This is a genomic window from Rhodococcus sp. SB1D (genome assembly GCF_048573875.1).
Lineage (GTDB): Bacteria > Actinomycetota > Actinomycetes > Mycobacteriales > Mycobacteriaceae > Rhodococcus_F > Rhodococcus_F qingshengii.
Window position 1 is genome coordinate 45,655 of sequence record NZ_JBMAIQ010000014.1, and the last position, 18,178, is coordinate 63,832.

Annotated in this window: 14 protein-coding genes; 6 read left to right on the forward strand and 8 right to left on the reverse strand. The window is 62.8% G+C overall.

Annotation, left to right across the window (positions count from 1 at the left end):
- Window positions 1-141: 141 nt before the first annotated feature.
- A complete protein-coding gene (locus ACN50D_RS26350) occupies window positions 142-843 on the forward strand; it encodes a hypothetical protein (RefSeq protein WP_019749074.1) in 702 nt (233 codons plus the stop codon).
- A 71-nt stretch (window positions 844-914) separates the two neighbouring features.
- Here the strand turns inward: ACN50D_RS26350 and ACN50D_RS26355 are convergent, their stop codons facing one another.
- From ACN50D_RS26355 to ACN50D_RS26365, 3 genes are all read right to left on the reverse strand, one after another.
- Window positions 915-2,948, reverse strand: a complete 2,034-nt coding sequence (locus ACN50D_RS26355; RefSeq protein ID WP_211921227.1) for an alpha/beta hydrolase family protein — start codon at window positions 2,946-2,948, stop codon at window positions 915-917.
- 12 nt (window positions 2,949-2,960) lie between these two features.
- On the reverse strand, window positions 2,961-3,575 hold the full coding sequence (locus ACN50D_RS26360) for a GNAT family N-acetyltransferase (RefSeq protein ID WP_030536638.1): 615 nt from the start codon (window positions 3,573-3,575) through the stop codon (window positions 2,961-2,963).
- 63 nt (window positions 3,576-3,638) lie between these two features.
- Window positions 3,639-4,646 carry an iron-siderophore ABC transporter substrate-binding protein gene (locus ACN50D_RS26365; RefSeq protein ID WP_064444106.1) on the reverse strand — a complete coding sequence of 336 codons (1,008 nt, stop codon included), beginning with the start codon at window positions 4,644-4,646 and terminating at the stop codon, window positions 3,639-3,641.
- A gap of 121 nt (window positions 4,647-4,767) precedes the next feature.
- Between ACN50D_RS26365 and ACN50D_RS26370 the strand changes: the two genes are divergently transcribed.
- Both ACN50D_RS26370 and fdhD read left to right on the forward strand, forming a co-directional pair.
- Window positions 4,768-7,077 carry an FdhF/YdeP family oxidoreductase gene (locus tag ACN50D_RS26370; RefSeq protein ID WP_193777181.1) on the forward strand — a complete coding sequence of 770 codons (2,310 nt, stop codon included), beginning with the start codon at window positions 4,768-4,770 and terminating at the stop codon, window positions 7,075-7,077.
- 1 nt (window position 7,078) lies between these two features.
- Window positions 7,079-7,948 (forward strand): formate dehydrogenase accessory sulfurtransferase FdhD, encoded by an 870-nt coding sequence (gene fdhD / locus ACN50D_RS26375; RefSeq protein ID WP_003944453.1) that lies wholly within the window; start codon window positions 7,079-7,081, stop codon window positions 7,946-7,948.
- On the opposite strand, the gene ACN50D_RS26380 is transcribed toward fdhD, so the two are convergent.
- The 3 genes from ACN50D_RS26380 to aroQ are packed head-to-tail and all read right to left on the reverse strand — an operon-like array spanning window position 7,899 to window position 11,136.
- A complete protein-coding gene (locus tag ACN50D_RS26380) occupies window positions 7,899-9,812 on the reverse strand; it encodes a sugar phosphate isomerase/epimerase and 4-hydroxyphenylpyruvate domain-containing protein (RefSeq protein WP_211921229.1) in 1,914 nt (637 codons plus the stop codon). The genes fdhD and ACN50D_RS26380 overlap by 50 nt on opposite strands.
- Entirely contained in the window at window positions 9,809-10,687 is an 879-nt protein-coding gene (locus ACN50D_RS26385) for a shikimate dehydrogenase (RefSeq protein WP_211921231.1), read from the reverse strand. Before ACN50D_RS26385 ends, ACN50D_RS26380 begins: the two co-directional genes overlap by 4 nt.
- The gene (gene aroQ, locus ACN50D_RS26390) at window positions 10,687-11,136 is read right to left on the reverse strand and encodes a type II 3-dehydroquinate dehydratase (protein ID WP_007730969.1); all 450 of its coding nucleotides are present in this window, start codon (window positions 11,134-11,136) and stop codon (window positions 10,687-10,689) included. The genes ACN50D_RS26385 and aroQ overlap by 1 nt, the downstream gene beginning before the upstream one ends.
- 127 nt (window positions 11,137-11,263) lie before the next feature.
- On the opposite strand from aroQ, the gene ACN50D_RS26395 reads away from it, so the two are divergent.
- The 3 genes from ACN50D_RS26395 (at window position 11,264) to ACN50D_RS26405 (ending at window position 15,760) form a co-directional block, all read left to right on the forward strand.
- Complete coding sequence (locus ACN50D_RS26395) at window positions 11,264-11,938, forward strand: TetR family transcriptional regulator (RefSeq protein WP_007730968.1); 675 nt, start codon at window positions 11,264-11,266, stop codon at window positions 11,936-11,938.
- A gap of 71 nt (window positions 11,939-12,009) precedes the next feature.
- Window positions 12,010-14,232 (forward strand): glycoside hydrolase family 3 C-terminal domain-containing protein, encoded by a 2,223-nt coding sequence (locus ACN50D_RS26400; protein ID WP_211921233.1) that lies wholly within the window; start codon window positions 12,010-12,012, stop codon window positions 14,230-14,232.
- Window positions 14,233-14,422: 190 nt separating this feature from the next.
- A complete protein-coding gene (locus ACN50D_RS26405; RefSeq protein WP_211921235.1) occupies window positions 14,423-15,760 on the forward strand; it encodes an MFS transporter in 1,338 nt (445 codons plus the stop codon).
- Between the two features lie 117 nt (window positions 15,761-15,877).
- Here ACN50D_RS26405 and clpX read toward each other — a convergent pair whose 3' ends face one another.
- Together clpX and ACN50D_RS26415 are read right to left on the reverse strand one after the other, a co-directional pair.
- Window positions 15,878-17,158, reverse strand: a complete 1,281-nt coding sequence (gene clpX / locus ACN50D_RS26410) for an ATP-dependent Clp protease ATP-binding subunit ClpX (protein WP_003944582.1) — start codon at window positions 17,156-17,158, stop codon at window positions 15,878-15,880.
- Window positions 17,159-17,490: 332 nt separating this feature from the next.
- Window positions 17,491-18,153, reverse strand: coding sequence for an ATP-dependent Clp protease proteolytic subunit (locus tag ACN50D_RS26415; protein WP_003944539.1), 663 nt, complete (start codon window positions 18,151-18,153; stop codon window positions 17,491-17,493).
- Window positions 18,154-18,178: the final 25 nt, after the last annotated feature.

Sequence of the window (18,178 nt, forward strand, 5' to 3'; positions counted from 1 at the left end):
CGAATTCGCCCGTCGGCCGCCGCAGCGCACACGAACGACTGCCCCGCAGTCCGGGGTCAGCCGAACAAACGATATTCACCGATCCGCTCCGCTGACAGGATCGCTCTGAAGGACGACCGACCAACTACCCGTGGAGCAAATATGTTGAACAACTGGAGTTCTCGCCGTCCCGGCGTTCGAACCTTGGCGGCGGCCGCGACGATCGGAGCGGCGGTTGCCCTCGTGCTTCCGGCGACTGCGTCCGCTGCCCCCGGCATCGAAGAAAGTGTGCAAGGAAGCATCGACAGTGGCAGCGCCACGATCAACGGAAGCGTCGGCGATATCGGGAACGACATCGCAAACGGCATCGCCAGCGGCAGCGTGGGTGACATCGTCGGCGGGATCGCCACCGGGAACCTCAACGACGTCCTCGGCGGCCTGAACGCCGGCTCGACCAGCGCGACGGACATCGTCAACGGCCTGGCCAGTGGCAACGTCAGGGACATTCTCAGTGGCCTGGCCAGCGGCAGCGGCGGCGGCGGATCGTTTGCGCCCACGCAGCGCTGCGACGCCTCGACCGTCTCGGGCGGCGCAGGAATCACCAGCACCAAGCACGAACTCGGCCGCGGTGGCCCGACCTCGTTCGTGCTCGGCTACGAGACCGAAAACGTCCCGGACCTGATCGAGGTGTACTACGAAGGTCGGTTGATCCACAGCACCGGATACATCGGCGACAACATCAACGAGGGAACTGGTTCAGCTGTCGTCAACGTGCCCGCCGGTGGGGCGTCGTCCGTTCTGGTTCGCGTCACGGGCCCTGACCACACCGAGTGGTCGTACACCGTTCGTTGCCCCGGCGCCTGATTCCGGTCCGGATCCACGCGAAGACGCTCGTGCCTCGTTCGGTGTTTCATCCGAACGAGGCACGCGCGGGTTCAGCCCAGAATCTCCGGTAGCGCGACATCTTCGCCGAGAACGTGCTCGGAGAGGAACGCGGTGACCACCTCGTACCAGATCTTGGTGTGCTGCGGCTTGAGCACCCAATGATTCTCGTCGGGGAAGTAGAGGAAGCGATGGTCCGTTTTCCCGTCGTCGTTGGCGGGCAGACCTGACTCGGCAAGCAGTTCGTACCAGAGTCGCAAGCCCTCACCGATCGGAACCCGGTAGTCCTTGTCGCCATGGATGACCAGCATCGGAGTCGTGATGTCCGCGACGTACAGATGCGGCGAATTCTCGACGGCCATCTCAGGCGACATCTCGCGCTGCCAGTACCAGGCAGCGTCCGTCGTCGGGCCGAATTGATCGAGTGCCCACAGACTCGCGTGGGTGACGATGGCGTCGAAACGGTTGGTATGTCCGGCAATCCAGTTGGCCATGTAACCACCGAACGAACCACCCATCGCGCCGGTTCGCTTGGGGTCGATCTCGGGCTGGGCGACAGCAGCATCGGTGATCGCCATCAGATCGGTGAAGGGCGCCTTGCCCCACTGACCCCACCCCCGCTGGACGAAGTCCTGGCCGTATCCGGTCGAGAGCGCGGGATCTGGTAGCAGTACTGCATAGCCCTTGGCGACGAGCAGCCACGGATTCCACCGCCAGGACCAGGTGTTCCACGAACCGAGTGGGCCGCCGTGGACCCAGAGAAGCAATGGCACCGGTGCATGCGGCGCGGCGCCCGTCGGCAGCGCCAACCAGCTACGCACCGTCGAACCGTCCTCGGCACGCGCGGTGATCTCGGTCAGTGTTCCCGGCAGCTCCGGCAAAGTGTCGGGCCCACGAAGTGCGGTGATCTCACCTGATCGCAGATCGACCCGCACCACGTGCGGGGGCGCTTCGTACGAGGCTCGCAACGCGTAGATCGACTCACCGTCCGGCGCCACTCGAACGTCGGTGTACGCCGCGTCGTCGGCTGTCAGGCGCACTGGTTGGCCCCACAGGTCGATGGTGAAGATCGGACCGCGGCCGCCGTCGTCAGCGGTGACGACCAGCCCGGATCCGTCGGGTAGCCAGGCAAGTGAGGTAGGCCAGCGATCCCAGCCGTCGGCGACGCCGGTCACGACACCGGATCCGAAGTCGTAGAGCTGCAGAGTCATTCGTGGTGCGGACTCCGGTGTGGTGAGTGTCTCCCGGATGAACGCGAGCTTGGTTCCGTCCGGCGAGAGCACCGGGTTGTAGACGTCCGCGTCGGCCTCGTCGACAAGCGTGACTCGGTCACCGGTCACCGTGTCGATCCGAACCAACGTCGATCGGCGGGCGGCACTCGCATCGCCGACAGTCCACGTGGTCACGACGAAGAGACCGTCGTCGGAAATCGTGGTCGACGTCTCCCGCAGCGCTGCGCCTGCCGTCGGTGTGATGTCCCGCAACTCGACGGATTCCTTCGAATCCGTCTCGGCCACAACCAGATGCGGATGATCGGGGCCCAGGTCGTGGTCCCAGTGGCGCACCGGATAACCGGTGTGCAGCATCGCCGTGACTTTCTTGTCCTTGCGCGCCGATCGCACCTGATCGTCCTGGTCGAGGCTGATCGCCGAAGCCATGACCGACGTCTGGGCCACGAACGTCGGCGCCGCCTTCGCCGCTGATACCGACGAGACACCACCGGGACGCGAGATCAGCAGCTGAGCTTCTCCGCCCGCCGCTGGTAGGCGCCAGAGTGCTGGTTGCGGATCACTCTCGCCCGGCACGGCTCGCGTGGCAGTGAAGAGCACGTCGCCGTCGAACGCGAAGGCAGCACCGGACTCGCTGGTCGAACCCCAGGTCAACCGACGCGCAGGACGCCGGCCTTCCGGGTCGATCTCCCACAACGAGGACACGTATTCGGCGCTCTTGTCGTCGAGAACGGCGCGCGCGCAGATCAGCAGCGAGCCGTCAGGTGACAACACCAGGCCGGACAACCTGGCCAGAGCGATGTAGTCGTCGAGTTCGTCGAACGGTGTGCCTGCGTGGAGCTCGGGAATCTGGGTCACCACTAGTTCGTATCACGCGCCCCGCGGTTGACGCATCATTGCGTAGATCGTCGGCCCGCCGCCTGGCATGACGATGTCACGGGTCACTTCGAAACCGAAGCGGTTGTAGTACGGGATGTTCGATTCCTTGCTGCTCTCGAGGTAAGCGTCGACATGTTCACGGTCACAACGCTCCAACCGAGAGTTCAGCAGCGCTTTGCCGTATCCCCCACCGCGCGCCGCGCTGCCGGTCCCGACGGTCGCGAGATACCAGTGCGGCGAATTCGGGTGTGCTCCTTCGAGAACGGAGCTGACCTCGGCCGCGTGTCGTAGCCCCCTGCCGAAGACACGCACCATTGCGGGCAGGCTCACGAGCCCGGAAATCCACGACTGCTTCCACCGCCCCGGCGGATCCCACAGAGTTGCCCCGCCGATCAGGCCGTTGTCGTCGGTGGCCACCTCGACGCCGCCCCCGGCGAGGTGGTGGTAACGAGCTTCTGCGGCAAACAGTTTCGTCAGGCGATCAGCCCTGGTGGCCTCGTCCGGCAACATCCACGCCATCAAGGGATCATCTTCGAACGCCTCGGCCAACACTGCCGACAGTGCCGGAATATCGGATCGGACAGCCGGCCGTACGTGTACACCCATGAGGCGAGAGTACCGCCGACTGTCCGAATCACTGGACTTTGAACAGCGCTGTCCTTGAACCGATCAGACGAGCAAGCCCGCAATCCGCGGCGGAATCTGTTCGAGCGCGTACGGCAAGCTCAGTACGGTGCTCCACGTCATGGCTTCGGCAGCAGCGTCTTCCAGAATGATCGCGCGGCCGTCCTTCACGACGTCGAGTTCCTGGTAGATCGGGGTCTTGTCCAGCTCCGCGCGAAGCTTGTCGCCGTAGCCGCCACCGGCGTACCAGACGAGTACGTCGACGTCCGCGAGCGAGAGTTGCTCGGTGCTGATCTCGGCGAAGTTACCCGTGATCTGATCGGTGACAGGCGGATTCACGAATCCGAGTTCGGTGAAGAACCGCACCTTCGGGTCTTCCGGTCCGTAGACCCCGAACTGCCCCGGCCCCTTCAACGCGCCGACCAGAACGGTCTTGCCGGCAAACGCCGGATTGGCCGTCTTCACGTCGGCGAACTTCTGGTCGACGCCGGCGATCAGCTCGGCGGCCTTACCCTGCTGCCCCAACGCTTCGCCGATGATGGTCGTCTGGTTCTGCCAGGGGATTCCGTAATCCGCGAACTCCTTGGGCTGCGCCACCGTCGGTGCAATAGCACTGAGTTTGTCGTATTGCGCCTGAGTGAGCCCGGAGTAGGTGCCGACAATCAGGTCGGGTGTCGTGGCAGCGACCTTCTCCATCTGAATGGTGGTGCCCGCGGTTCCGATGATCTCGGGAGTCGCCCCGTTCAGCAGCGGCTGCGCCCAGGGCCACACGCCGTAGGGGTAATCGCCGTACCAGTCGAAGGTTCCGACCAAGGTCCCACCGAGCGCCAGGATCGCATCTTGATCGTTGTATCCGACACTGACGATCCGCTGCGGATCCTTGGGCAACTCCGTAGCCCCGAACTTGTGGGTGATCGATTCCGCAGAGTCACCGCTGGGAGGTGTGTCCTCGTCGTTCGAACTGGAGCAGGCTGCGGCGAATGCCAGCAACGCTCCCGACGTGCCGATCAGAAATCCGCGCCGGGTCAGCCGACCTGCGTCCGTTCGATCCATGTTCCTACCCCTTAAAGTCTGCTGGTTCGGTAGGTAAGGCTAGCCGATGAAAGCTTCATTCCGGCTAGTTCGACCGGCCCATTCGATGGCAGTACCGCGCCGATCGGGCCACTATGGAGACATGACGCGCCAGGGCCCCTCGAAGGACATCGACGAATCGGATCTCGAAGTCACGCACCCCAAGGACTACGCCGCCGGAGTTCCGGCCGTTCTGGTGTCGCTGCAACGAGGAATCGAGCAGATGGGAGCCTTGCGGACCGCCCGAACGCTCACCAGACTCAACCAACGCCACGGCTTCGACTGCCCGGGGTGTGCGTGGCCGGAGACTCCCGGACATCGCAAGCCCGCCGAATTCTGCGAGAACGGAGCGAAGGCTGTTGCCGAGGAAGCAACGCTTCGCACCGTCACACCCGAATTCTTCGCGGAGCACTCGATCGCCGATCTCGATGGCAAGACCGACTACTGGCTCGGACAGCAGGGGCGACTGACGCACCCGATGGTCCTGACGCCTGGAGCAACCCATTACCGGCCGATCGACTGGGACGGCGCGTACGCACTGATCGCCGAACATCTGAACGGCCTCGCATCGCCGGACGAAGCGGTGTTCTACACCTCCGGTCGCACGTCCAACGAAGCCGCGTTTCTCTACCAGTTGATGATTCGCAGCTACGGCACCAACAACATGCCCGACTGTTCCAACATGTGTCACGAGTCGTCCGGAAGCGCACTGACCGAATCCATCGGCATCGGCAAAGGCTCGGTGACGGTTCCCGACCTCGAGAACGCCGATCTCATCCTCATCGCCGGACAGAACCCCGGCACCAACCACCCTCGAATGCTCTCGACGCTGGAGAAGGCAAAGAGCAACGGCGCCAAGATCATTGCCATCAATCCTCTACCCGAGGCGGGATTGCGCAGGTTCAAGGATCCACAGAAGGTGTCCGGCGTGATCGGGCACGGAGTCGACATCGCGGACGAGTTCCTGCAGATCCGGCTGGGCGGCGACATGGCGCTGTTCCAAGGCCTGGGGAAGCTGCTGCTCGAGCAGGAAGATCGCGCTCCCGGGACGGTCGTCGACCGCGCTTTCGTCGACCGGTACTGCGCCGGTTGGGACGAATACGAGAAGCACATCCGCGCGGTCGATCTCGACACGGTACTCGAGGCAACGGGTCTGTCGATGGCACAGCTCGAGGAAACGGCTGCCGCACTTGCCCGATCCGAGCGAACCGTCACCTGCTGGGCCATGGGGATCACTCAGCACACACACGGAGTCGCCACCATCGAAGAAGCAGTCAACCTGCTGCTCATGCGTGGAATGATGGGCAAACCCGGTGCCGGCGTTTGTCCGGTGCGAGGACACTCCAATGTCCAGGGTGACCGCACGATGGGCATCTGGGAAAAGATGCCGGAAGAGTTCCTGGCCGCGCTCGATACCGAGTTCTCGATCTCGAGTCCCCGCAAGCACGGATGGGACACCGTCGACGCGATCCGCGCCATGAACGCAGGCAAGGCAAGCTTCTTCATGGCGATGGGCGGCAACTTCATCCAGGCAAGCCCGGACACCGCAGCGACTGAAACAGCGTTGCGTCAATGCGAACTCACCGTGCAGGTGTCCACCAAGCTGAACCGCAGTCACGTGGTCCACGGGCAGACCGCGATCATCCTCCCCACCCTCGGACGCACCGACCTCGACGTCCAAGCCGGCGGAAAGCAGCTTGTCTCCGTGGAGGATTCGATGTCCATGGTGCACCTGTCGCGCGGACGCCTCACACCGGTCAGCCCCTACCTGCGTAGCGAAGTCGCCATCATCTGCCAACTCGCCCGCGAACTACTCGGCAACGATCACTCCGTCCGCTGGTCGGCCTTCGAGGGCAACTACGATCTGATCCGCGATTCCATCTCACGGGTAGTGCCAGGCTGCGAAAACTACAACTCCCGCGTTCGAGAGCCAGACGGATTCCAACTCCCCCACCCGCCGCGTGACTCGCGTGAGTTCCGCACGCACACCGGCAAAGCCAACTTCGGCGTGAACGACCTGCACTGGATACCCACTCCGAGTGGGCGCCTGATTCTGCAGACGATGCGCAGCCACGACCAGTACAACACCACGATCTACGGCCTCGACGACAGATACCGCGGCATCAAGGGCGGACGCAAAGTCATCCTCGTCAACGCCGAAGACATCACCGCGCTCGGATTCCGTGACGGCGATCTCGTCGACATCGTGTCCGAGTGGACAACACCCGACGGCACACTCGAAGAGCGTCGGGTCACGGAATTCCGCATCGTCTCCTACGACACCCCGCGCGGCAATGCTGCGGCGTACTACCCCGAGACAAATCCGCTCGTTCCCCTCGAACACGTTGCAGCCAAGTCGAACACGCCGGTGTCGAAGGCCGTCACCGTTCGACTCGAAGCATCGGGCGCCTGAGATGGGACGAGTCACCGCACGAACACCGGTCGTTCGAATCTCGGGTGATCGGGTCGTCACGCGCCCCGACACGCTGGCCGTCGAGGAACCACTCGAAATGAGAGTTGGCGGTCAGGTGCTGGCAGTGACGATGCGGACCCCCGGCAACGACGTCGATCTCGTGCACGGATTCCTTCTCAGCGAAGGTGTCATCGCCACCCGCGACGACGTGAGCGTCGTCCGCTACTGCGACGGCGTCGACGAATCCGGTGCGAACACGTACAACGTCCTCGACATCGCTCTCGCTCCCGGAGTGCCGTTGCCCGACCACACCACCGACCGCAACACCGTCGTCAGTTCCGCGTGCGGAGTGTGCGGCAAGACCTCGCTCGACGCCGTCCGAACCACGACGCGACATCCGCTGGTCGGTGACACGACTTCCGTCACCTCGACCATCCTGTCGGCCATGCCGGTCACACTGCGGGAGAGCCAACGGATCTTCGAGCGCACCGGTGGCCTGCACGCGGCCGGATTGTTCACCGCCACCGGCGAACTCCTTGCACTGCGCGAGGATGTCGGCCGTCACAACGCCGTCGACAAGGTGATCGGTTGGGCCATCACCGACGGCCGAGTGCCCCTCTACGACACGATCTTGATCGTCAGCGGGCGGGCGTCGTTCGAACTCGTCCAGAAGGCCGTCATGGCCGGCATTCCGATCCTCGGTGCTGTCTCCGCGCCGTCGTCGCTGGCAGTGGAACTAGCGCAGGAGTCCGGGCTGACTCTCGCCGGTTTCATCCGCGGCGATTCGATGAACGTCTACTCGCACCCGCACCGAGTCGAGGTCACGTCGAACTCGCACGCAACTGAGCCGACAGTCGCACAGCGGAGTTGACTTCCCCGTAGCCCTCGTATCCACCCACCCGCTGCACGACCTCGAAGAACAGGTCTCCCCCGACGGTCGGGGTGAACAGGTGGAAGAACTCGCCGTGAGCGTCCGCGTCGTAAAGAATTCCGGTGCTGCGCATCCGGTCGAGCAGTTCCGGATTCAGTCCGAAACGCGCGTCCAGATCGTCGTAGTAGTTCGGGGAAATGGGTAGCGGAGCAAATCCCCAGTCCTGCATGGACGCAGCGGCACCGAAGATGTTCTCACACGCGAAGGCGACGTGGCTGACGCCGCCGCGACGGACCGTCGGCAGCCCACTTCGACTTCCCTCCACCATGTTCAGCGAGATGCGCAGGGTATGTCCGTCACCGCCTTGAACGAGCGTGAGCGCCTGGCTTCGCATGAGGCCGACAGAATCGGTGACGTCCTGCCCCTCGTGTGGTTGCATCTCGAACACGGACCGCAGGAGCAGCATGATGCCGTCCCAGCTCTCGGCCGGAACCGCCAGTGCCACGTGGTCGATCCCGGTGAACACTGCGCCCTGTTCACGATTGCGCTCGGCGGGCAGCGGGTAGATCTCGAATGCCGATTCCCACGCTGCAGCGCTGCCGGGGCCACGAAGGTCGATCGATGTCGCATCGGTGACCTTCAGGCGTACGACGTCCGGTACCTCGGAGTTCTCGTCGCTCGACCCCGGCAACTGCACGCGCGTCGCCGGCACTTCGAGAGCCAGAGCGCGCTCTCCCCACACCTCGGGTTCGGTTGCCCTGATGCCGATCTGAGTAAGAACCGGTAGATCCGCAGGCAGCCCGGGCGCCGTCCACACCGTGCCCGCAGTCGCATCCACGGCAACGGTGAGCGGTCCGTGCCGCCACAACTGCAAATCGTGATCGTGGTGCCGTCCGACAAGATGAAAACCGACGCGAGAGAGCATCGAGTGCACCTGGTCCTGTTTAGCCGGACCCGCAGCGATTCGCAGAGACACGATCCCTTCGAGCGGGGTGCGCTCCGGGGCGGTGAACAGCGTGGGTCCACCGGCGGCAGGGTTCGCGGCAGCGACCTGTTCTTCCAGATGGAGGAGCGACCGATGAGCGTCGATTGCCGTCCGCTGGGTGTCCGCGCGGCGGAATACGTCGTTGAAGATCTCGAGCGACCACGGTCCGTCGTAACCGGTGGCGTAGACATGCTGAGCGAACGCACTGAGATCGAAGCTGCCCTGCCCCGGGAAGTTTCGGTGATGCCGGCTCCACTGGAGGATGTCCATCGCCAAGAACGGAGCGTCCGCCAACTGGAGGAAGAAGATCTTCTCGCCGGGAATCTCGCGAATTCCGGCGGGATCGTCACCGCGCGAGAGGATGTGAAAGCTGTCCAGACAGGTACCGAGCGAAGGATGGTCGACGCCCTCGACGATCTGCCACGCATGGCCGTACGTGTTGACGTGGGCACCCCACGCGAGCGCCTCGTAGGCAACCTTCTTGCCGTGCTCGGACGCCAGTTCGGCGAGAGCTCGGAATTGCTCTGTCAACTGACCGTCATCGTGACTTGCGGTCGGCAGGGGCGAGGAGCACACCAGGAGCGTCTCGCACCCCAGTTGATCCATGAGCTCGAATTTGCGTTGCACTCGAACAAGATTCCGAGCAAATTGGGCCTCGTCCACCGTGTCGAAGTCACGGAACGGCTGATACAGATCGAGGGTCAAGCCCAGATCCGCAGCCCTCGTTCGTAATTCCTTCGGGGACCACGGCGAAGCAACAAAATCCGGCTCGAACACCTCGAAGCCGTCGAAGCCGGCAGCAGCGATGGCGTCGAGCTTCTCCTCGAGAGTGCCACTGAGCGATACCGTCGCGATCGACGTCCGGACCGGGGCACTCACAGCGCTGCCGCAGTCTGTTCGCCGTGTACAAGTTCCGTCATGTGCGTGAGCATCCGCTTACTGTCGGGCTCGATGCCCGTGAAGATCCGGAACGCGTCGACGGCCTGGAAGACAGTCATTCCGCCTCCGCTGAGCGTCGGGGCTCCGATCAACCTTGCCTGACGCAACAGTTCGGTTTCGAGTGGACGGTAGACGATTTCGGCCACCCACAGATCAGGGCGAAGCAGATCCGGCGAGAATGCCATTCCGGGATGAGCCGCCATTCCCATCGGCGTCGCGTGGATCAATCCGTTTGCCTTGCCGAGCACTTCGGCGAGGGCGCTCGTGTGCCGCGCCTCGACAACCTGCGCCGGAAACTGCTGCGCGAAGGTTTGTGCAAGTTCCTGCGCGCGAGGCAGGCTCGAATCGACCAACGTCAGTGTCCCGACGCCACGGGTGAGCGCGGCATAGGCAACCGCCGCACCGGCTCCGCCGGCACCGAGCTGCACGACGCGATCGAGCTGTGCGCCGGGAAGTCCGTCGTCGAAATTTCGGCCGAAGCCCGACCAATCGGTGTTGTGTCCGATCGCCTTGCCGGAGTCGAAGAGGACCGTGTTCACCGCTCCGAGCCGGCTCGCATCCGGCGAGAGCTCGTCGAGGTGCTCGATCACCAACTGCTTGCACGGGTGAGTGATGTTGAGGCCGCGGAACCCGAAACGTCTTGCATAGGTGAGAAGTTCACCGATGTCCGACGGCGCCATCCCCATCGCATCGAGATCGAGGATGCGGTAGACGTACGGCAGGCCCTGTCTGCGCCCTTCCTCCTCGTGCATGATCGGAGTCAAGGAGGCTCCGATGCCGGTGCCGATCAGACCGCAGAGGATCGAATCACTCATCAGTTCTTCCCTTCTCGGACGCAGACGAATTCGACTGCGGCGCTGTAACCGTCGATTCCCAATCCGCAGATGACAGCGTCGGCGATCCCGGAGACATACGAGTGGTGACGGAATTCTTCGCGACTGTGGATGTTGCTGATGTGCACCTCCACGACGGGGGCATCGAGTGTGACCAGAGCGTCACGCAACGCAACGGAGGTATGCGAGTACCCACCGGGATTGATGACGATGCCCGCAACGTTTCCCCTGGCCTCGTGGATCCAATCGATCAGTTGGCCCTCGTGGTTCGACTGCCTTGCCTCGACCACCGCTCCGAACTTCGCGGCCGCCGCTTCACAGCGGGAAACTACGTCGTCCAGCGTGTCTCTCCCGTAGAACTCCGGTTGGCGCTGGCCCAACAAATTCAAGTTGGGCCCGTTGAGGACCAGAATCGGTAGAGATGAAGTCATCAGGGGCACCTCGGGGTTGACGCTCGAAACTAATGTACGAACTAGTGAGTTAGTTCACTGGACGTTACTCCCCCGACGCGGACTCGACAAGCAAAGTCGACAAACTGCTGACAGATAGAGTGAGCACATGGTTTCCGAGCAGTCAGTGAACTCCGTGGTGTCGAAGCCGGAGAAACGACGCCGAAACAGCGATCTGACCAGGGTGAACATCATCGCCGTCGCCACCGAGGAGTTTGCCGACAAAGGCTTTGCCGGCGCCCGAGTGGACGAGATCGCAACCAAGACTCACACCACCAAGCGCATGATCTACTACTACTTCACCGACAAGGAAGGGCTGTACAAGTCCGTCCTCGAACACGCGTACAGCGTCATTCGTGCGCAGGAACGTGAACTCGACCTCGAGGGATTGAAACCCACGGCAGCAGTCCGCGCCTTGGCCGAACTCACCTTCGACCACCACGAACAACACCCGAACTTCATTCGGCTGGTAGCCAACGAGAACATGCTCCGCGGTGAGCACATCGAGAAATCCGAGCTACTCAGCGGTCTCGGCGCCCCCGCCGCCGACCTGGTCTCGCAGATCCTCCACGACGGACAGCAGTCGGGAGCATTCCGCTCCGACGTAGATGCTCTCGATATTCACATGTTGATCAGCAGTTACTGCGTCTTTCGTATCGCCAATCGTTACACCTTCAAAGCGCTCTTCGACCGCGACCTGACCGACTCGACGCATCGTGAGCATCTTCGAACAATGCTCGGCGACATGGTTGTTGCGTTCTTGACCTCGAAGGCGCCGTCCTGACCCACCCCGAAGTCCGAAAAATCCCCCTACGGTGGTGAGTGGAACTCACAGCTGCCACCGGGAGGAATGACGTGACCGAGAATTACGTAGACGGGCTTTCACTCGAGGAGAAGGCGTCGTTGACGTCGGGCTCGGATTTCTGGCACAGCCAGTCCGTTCCCGGAATCGAATCGATACTCCTGACCGACGGTCCGCACGGAGTCCGGAAACAACCCGAGGGCGGCGACGCACTCGGACTCGGCCACAGCATTCCAGCGACATGTTTCCCACCGGCGGTCGGGTTGGGCTCGTCGTGGAACCTCGACCTCATCCGCCAGGTCGGTGAGGCTCTGGGCGACGAGGCCAAAGCCGAACAGGTCTCGGTCCTCCTCGGCCCAGGCATCAACATCAAACGATCACCCTTGTGTGGCAGGAATTTCGAATACGTCTCCGAGGACCCATTCCTCTCCGGCCGCGTCGCGGCAGCGCTGATCACCGGCATCCAGTCTCGCGGCGTCGGAACCTCGCTCAAGCACTTCGCTGCCAACAACCAAGAACACGACCGGATGAGAGTCAGTGCCGACGTCGACGAACGGACGCTGCGCGAGATCTATCTGGCCGGCTTCGAATACGCCGTCAAGACCGCGGCCCCGACGACGGTCATGTGCTCGTACAACAAGATCAACGGTGTGTACTCGAGCCAGAACCATTGGCTGCTCACCGAGGTACTCCGCGAACAGTGGGGCTTCGACGGCCTCGTCGTTTCGGACTGGGGAGCGGTCAACGACCGCGTGGCGGCACTCGCCGCGGGCCTCGACCTGGAAATGCCGCCGACCGGAACCGATACCCAGATCGTCGACGCCGTGCGCGGCGGCGACCTGGACGAATCAGTGCTCACCACTGCCGCCGAGCGCCTGGCGACGCTGGTGGCACGCACCGCCGCCGCGCGCACCGAAGGCCACACGTACGACGTCGAGCGTCACCACGAACTGGCACGGACCGCTGCAGCGGAGTCCGCTGTCTTGCTGGCCAACGACGGAGAACTACTGCCGCTGACCCCCGGCGGGCAAACCGTCGCGGTGATCGGCGAATTCGCGTGCAGCCCGCGGTACCAGGGAGCCGGCAGTTCACAGGTGGTCCCGACCAAGCTCGACAATGCCTTGGACGCGATCCTCGACCTCGAAGGCGCCGACCGCGTCACTTTCGCACCGGGCTTCACCTTCGACGGCACTCCGGACGACGACATGGTCACCGAGGCTGTCGACGCCGCACGCCGCGCCGACGTCGCGGTGCTGTTCCTCGGACTACCGTCCGCCACGGAATCCGAAGGATTCGACCGAACCGACATCGAACTGCCGGCTGACCAGATCGCCCTGCTGGAAGCGGTCCACGGCGCGAACCCGAACACGGTCGTCGTGCTCGCCAACGGCGGCGTGGTTTCGATCGAGCCTTGGAAGGATCATGCCGCCGCAATCCTCGAGGGCTGGCTACTCGGCCAGGCGGGCGGCTCGGCGATTGCCGATCTTCTGTTCGGCATCACGAATCCGTCCGGCCGCCTGACGGAGACCATTCCGCTTCGCCTCCAAGACAATCCGTCGTATCTGCATTTCCCGGGATCACAGCAGCACGTCCGCTACGGCGAAGGCCTGTACGTGGGATACCGCTACTACGACTCCGCGCTGCGCGAAGTGGCGTACCCGTTCGGGTTCGGGCTGAGCTACACCACCTTCGACATCACCGATACCTCCGTCGAGGCCGGTGAGAACTCCGCCGAAGTGACCGTCACCGTGCGCAACAGCGGCGACCGATCGGGCAGCACCGTCGTTCAGGTCTACGTCCACGACGCCTCGGCAAGCATCGATCGACCCGCGCAGGAATTGAAGGGCTTCGCCAAGGTCCACCTCGACCCCGACGAATCCGCGACTGTGACCATCACGCTCGACAGCAGGGCATTTGCCTATTGGTCTGTCACGGAAAAGGACTGGGCGATCGAGGCCGGCGACTACGAGATCCGCGTCGGCTTCTCGTCTCGGGACATCGCAACCACCGACACGATCACCCTGGCCGGGAACGTCGGCGTCGGCACGCTCGACGCCATGTCGACCATCGGCGAATGGCTCGCCCATCCCGTCGGCAGCGCAGTTCTCGGCGCCGCCATGGCTGCCGCAGCGGGCGACGGTGCACAGGCGGTCAGCCCCGAGATGATGGCACTCGCAGGCTCGATGCCGCTCGGAAAACTCGCCACCTTCGGCCTCGGGATCACCGAGGAACAGGTGGAGCAGTTGGTGGCGGCCGCAGCACAGCCGGCCTCCTAACTCTCTGAACTGCGGTTTCGACGAGCAGCGTGACCGCCAGTAGATTTTTATGAACTATTTGGTTAATAATCTTGTGTAGTTGCTGTGGCGTCGGTTACATTCCTTGTATCGCTCTCCGCACAGACGTTCTTGATACGAACACAATCGGCGGATGTAGAGCCTCCACGACGCTTCCACCCAGGAGATGAGCATGTCAGCTAGCACGGTTACACCGTCCGGGCCCGAGGCGGGATCCTTGGCAAGGCCGGATACGACCAAGGTCAAGCGCGCCGCAACGTCGTCGTTTCTCGGCAGCATGCTCGAGTACTACGACTTCTACATCTACGCCTCCGCCGCTGCGCTCATCTTCCCCACGGTGTTCTTCCCGGACAGCGGGCATGCGGCTCTACTTTCGCTGGCCACCTTCGGTGTCGCGTACGTCGCGCGTCCCCTCGGCGCTGTAGTCCTCGGCCATTTCGGTGACCGCGTCGGCCGCAAGAAGATCATGCTGCTCACGCTCATTCTGATGGGCGCAGCCACCTTCCTCATCGGATGTATTCCCAGCGCCGATTCGATCGGAGTTCTTGCACCGATCCTTCTCGTCCTGATGAGAATCGCCCAGGGCATCTCCGCTGCCGGTGAACAGAGCGGTGCCAGCTCACTGACGCTCGAACACGCCCCCGAAGGCCGACGCGCGTTCTTCTGCAGTTGGACCCTCAACGGCACCCAGGCCGGCTTCATCCTCGCCAGCCTCGTATTCCTGCCCATCGCCGCGCTCCCCGACGACATCCTCTACACGTGGGGCTGGCGAATCCCGTTCTGGGGCAGCCTGATCGTTCTGGTCGCGGCATACATCATGCGTCTCAAGCTCGAAGAGCCCGAAGAGTTCACCGAGCAGCAGGAATCCAAGACCGTCGCCAAATTGCCTGTTGCCGATCTTCTTCGCACCCACAGCGCAAATCTGATTCGCGTGATCTGCTGCGCTTTCATCGCCGTCGTCTCGACCATCTTCTCCGTCTTCGGTCTCGCTTTCGCCACCACCGAAGAAGTGGGGATTCCGAAGTCGACCATGCTCTGGGTTGCCATCGCAGCCAACGCCGTAGCCCTGCTCAGTCAGCCCGCCTGGGCGATGCTCTCCGACCGGATCGGTCGCAGGCCGCTGTTCATCGGTGGCGCCCTCGGTAGCGCGGTGTTCATCTACGTGTACTTCGGCGCAATCGCCAGCGGCAACATTCCCCTGATCTTCCTCGCCGCAATCGGATTGATGTCCGTCTTCTACGCTGCCCCGAATGCCATCTGGCCGTCGTTCTACTCCGAGATGTTCAACACCAAGGTCCGCTACTCGGGTATTGCGATCGGCACCCAGGTCGGCTTCGCCCTCGCAGGCTTTGCCCCCGCCATCGGCAACGCCCTCATGGGCGGCGACAAGACCCACTGGATGCCCGTTGCCATTCTGACTTCGGTGGCCTGCGTCATCTGCGCGCTCTCGGCGTTCACCGCCAAGGAGACGTTCCGCACTCCCCTCAAGGAACTCGGCAACCCGATCTAGCCGAATACCCGACAGACATCCTGCACGAACCACTGTGTTGCACGAACCACTGTGTTGCGCGAACGACTGTGGCCCGGCATCTCGCGAGAGATACCGGGCCACAGTCGTTTTGAAGTTCTACGCCGTCTTGTCGCGACGCTCGCCACGTTCCGGCTTACGCGGAACGATGGTCGGAAGTACGTTGTCGTTGACGGTCTCCGCGGTGACGACCACCTTTTCGACGTCGTCACGGCTAGGGATGTCGTACATCACCGGAAGAAGAACCTCTTCCATGATGGCGCGCAGGCCACGAGCGCCGGTTCCACGCAAGATCGCCTGATCAGCAATAGCGTCGAGCGCTTCTTCGGTGAACTCGAGTTCGACGCCGTCCATGTCGAACAGGCGACGATACTGCTTGACGAGAGCGTTCTTGGGCTCCGACAGGATCTGAACGAGCGATTCCTTGTCGAGGTTGGTCACCGACGCGATCATCGGCAGTCGGCCGATGAACTCCGGAATCAGACCGAACTTGATCAAATCCTCCGGCATGACCTCGGCGAAACGATCGACCGTATCCAGTTCGGCCTTCGACCGAACCTCGGCACCGAATCCGATACCGCGCTTGCCGACACGATCGGAGACGATCCGCTCGAGACCTGCGAAAGCGCCCGCGACGATGAACAGCACGTTCGTGGTGTCGATCTGAATGAATTCCTGGTGCGGATGCTTACGGCCACCCTGCGGCGGGACGCTTGCCTGCGTACCTTCGAGGATCTTCAGCAACGCCTGCTGAACACCTTCGCCGGACACGTCACGCGTGATCGACGGGTTCTCGCTCTTACGGGCGATCTTGTCGACCTCGTCGATGTAGATGATTCCGGTCTCGGCGCGCTTGACGTCGTAGTCGGCAGCCTGAATCAGCTTGAGCAGAATGTTCTCGACGTCCTCACCGACGTAACCGGCCTCGGTCAACGCCGTCGCGTCAGCGATGGCGAACGGGACGTTGAGCATCTTCGCGAGAGTCTGAGCGAGATACGTCTTGCCACAGCCGGTGGGGCCGAGCATCAAGATGTTGGATTTCGCGAGCTCAACCGTCTCACCCCGCGCGTCACGGCCCTTGTCGCCGGCCTGAATGCGCTTGTAGTGGTTGTAGACGGCCACGGCCAACGTCCGCTTGGCGGAGTCCTGACCGATGACGTAGTTCTCGAGGAATTCTCGGATCTCCGCAGGCTTGGGAAGCTCGTCGAGCTTGACCTCGCTCGATTCGGCCAATTCCTCTTCGATGATCTCGTTGCAGAGGTCGATGCACTCGTCGCAGATGTACACCCCGGGTCCTGCAATGAGCTTTTTGACCTGCTTCTGACTCTTACCGCAGAAAGAGCACTTGAGCAGATCCCCGCCGTCGCCGATGCGTGCCATCTCGTGAGGTCCCTACTTTCCATCATGTACGTGCACTCGCCGCCACTCGATCGGTCGAGACGCTCCGCAGTACTTCGGTAGTTGTCAGATCAGACAAACTGATCGAACAAATCTGGTCGAACAATCGCAGAACGCCGGTCGAGAACCAGCCCGTGAAGTGACGGTACCCGCAGATCCCGAACGGGGTCGACCTGTTCTCGGCGTTTCGTCTGCGGATAAAAAAGAAAAGAGTCGAGATTTCAGCCTGGCGAGCGCTCCACCAGGCACTTCTCGACGTGTCCGCCTCGTGTCGGGAATCGGGATACAGATCCTCGACACGAGGCGGAAATCGACTACTTCTGTGCGCTGAGCTTCCGGTAAGCCAGCACGTCGTCGATGATGCCGTACTCCTTGGCCTGCTCGGCCGTGAGGATCTTGTCGCGATCGGTGTCGACGCGGATGGTCTCCGGATCCTTACCCGTGTGCAGCGACAGCGTGCTCTCCATGAGCCGACGCATACGCTCGATCTCCGCAGCCTGGATCTCCAGATCGGAAACCTGACCCTGGATGCCGCCCGTAGCCGGCTGGTGGATCAGAATGCGCGAGTTGGGGAGCGCGAAGCGCTTGCCCGGCGTACCGCCGGCCAGAAGCACGGCAGCTGCCGAAGCAGCCTGACCGAGGCAGACGGTGGAAATGTCGGCACGGACGTACTGCATCGTGTCGTAGATCGCCATCAGCGCGGTGAAAGAACCACCGGGCGAGTTGATGTACATCGTGATGTCGCGGTCCGGATCCTGCGATTCGAGAACCAGCAACTGCGCCATGAGGTCGTTGGCGGACACGTCGTCGACCTGCGAGCCGAGGAAGATGATGCGCTCCTCGAACAGCTTGTTGTACGGGTCGGACGTCTTGACGCCGTAGCTGGTCTGCTCCGTGAACTGGGGCAGGATGTAACGCGATTGGGGGCCCGACGGCGCCTGGCCGCCCAGCGAGTTAGCTCCGAAAAGATTGGTCATCAGTTCTCCAAAGTATGAATTGGGC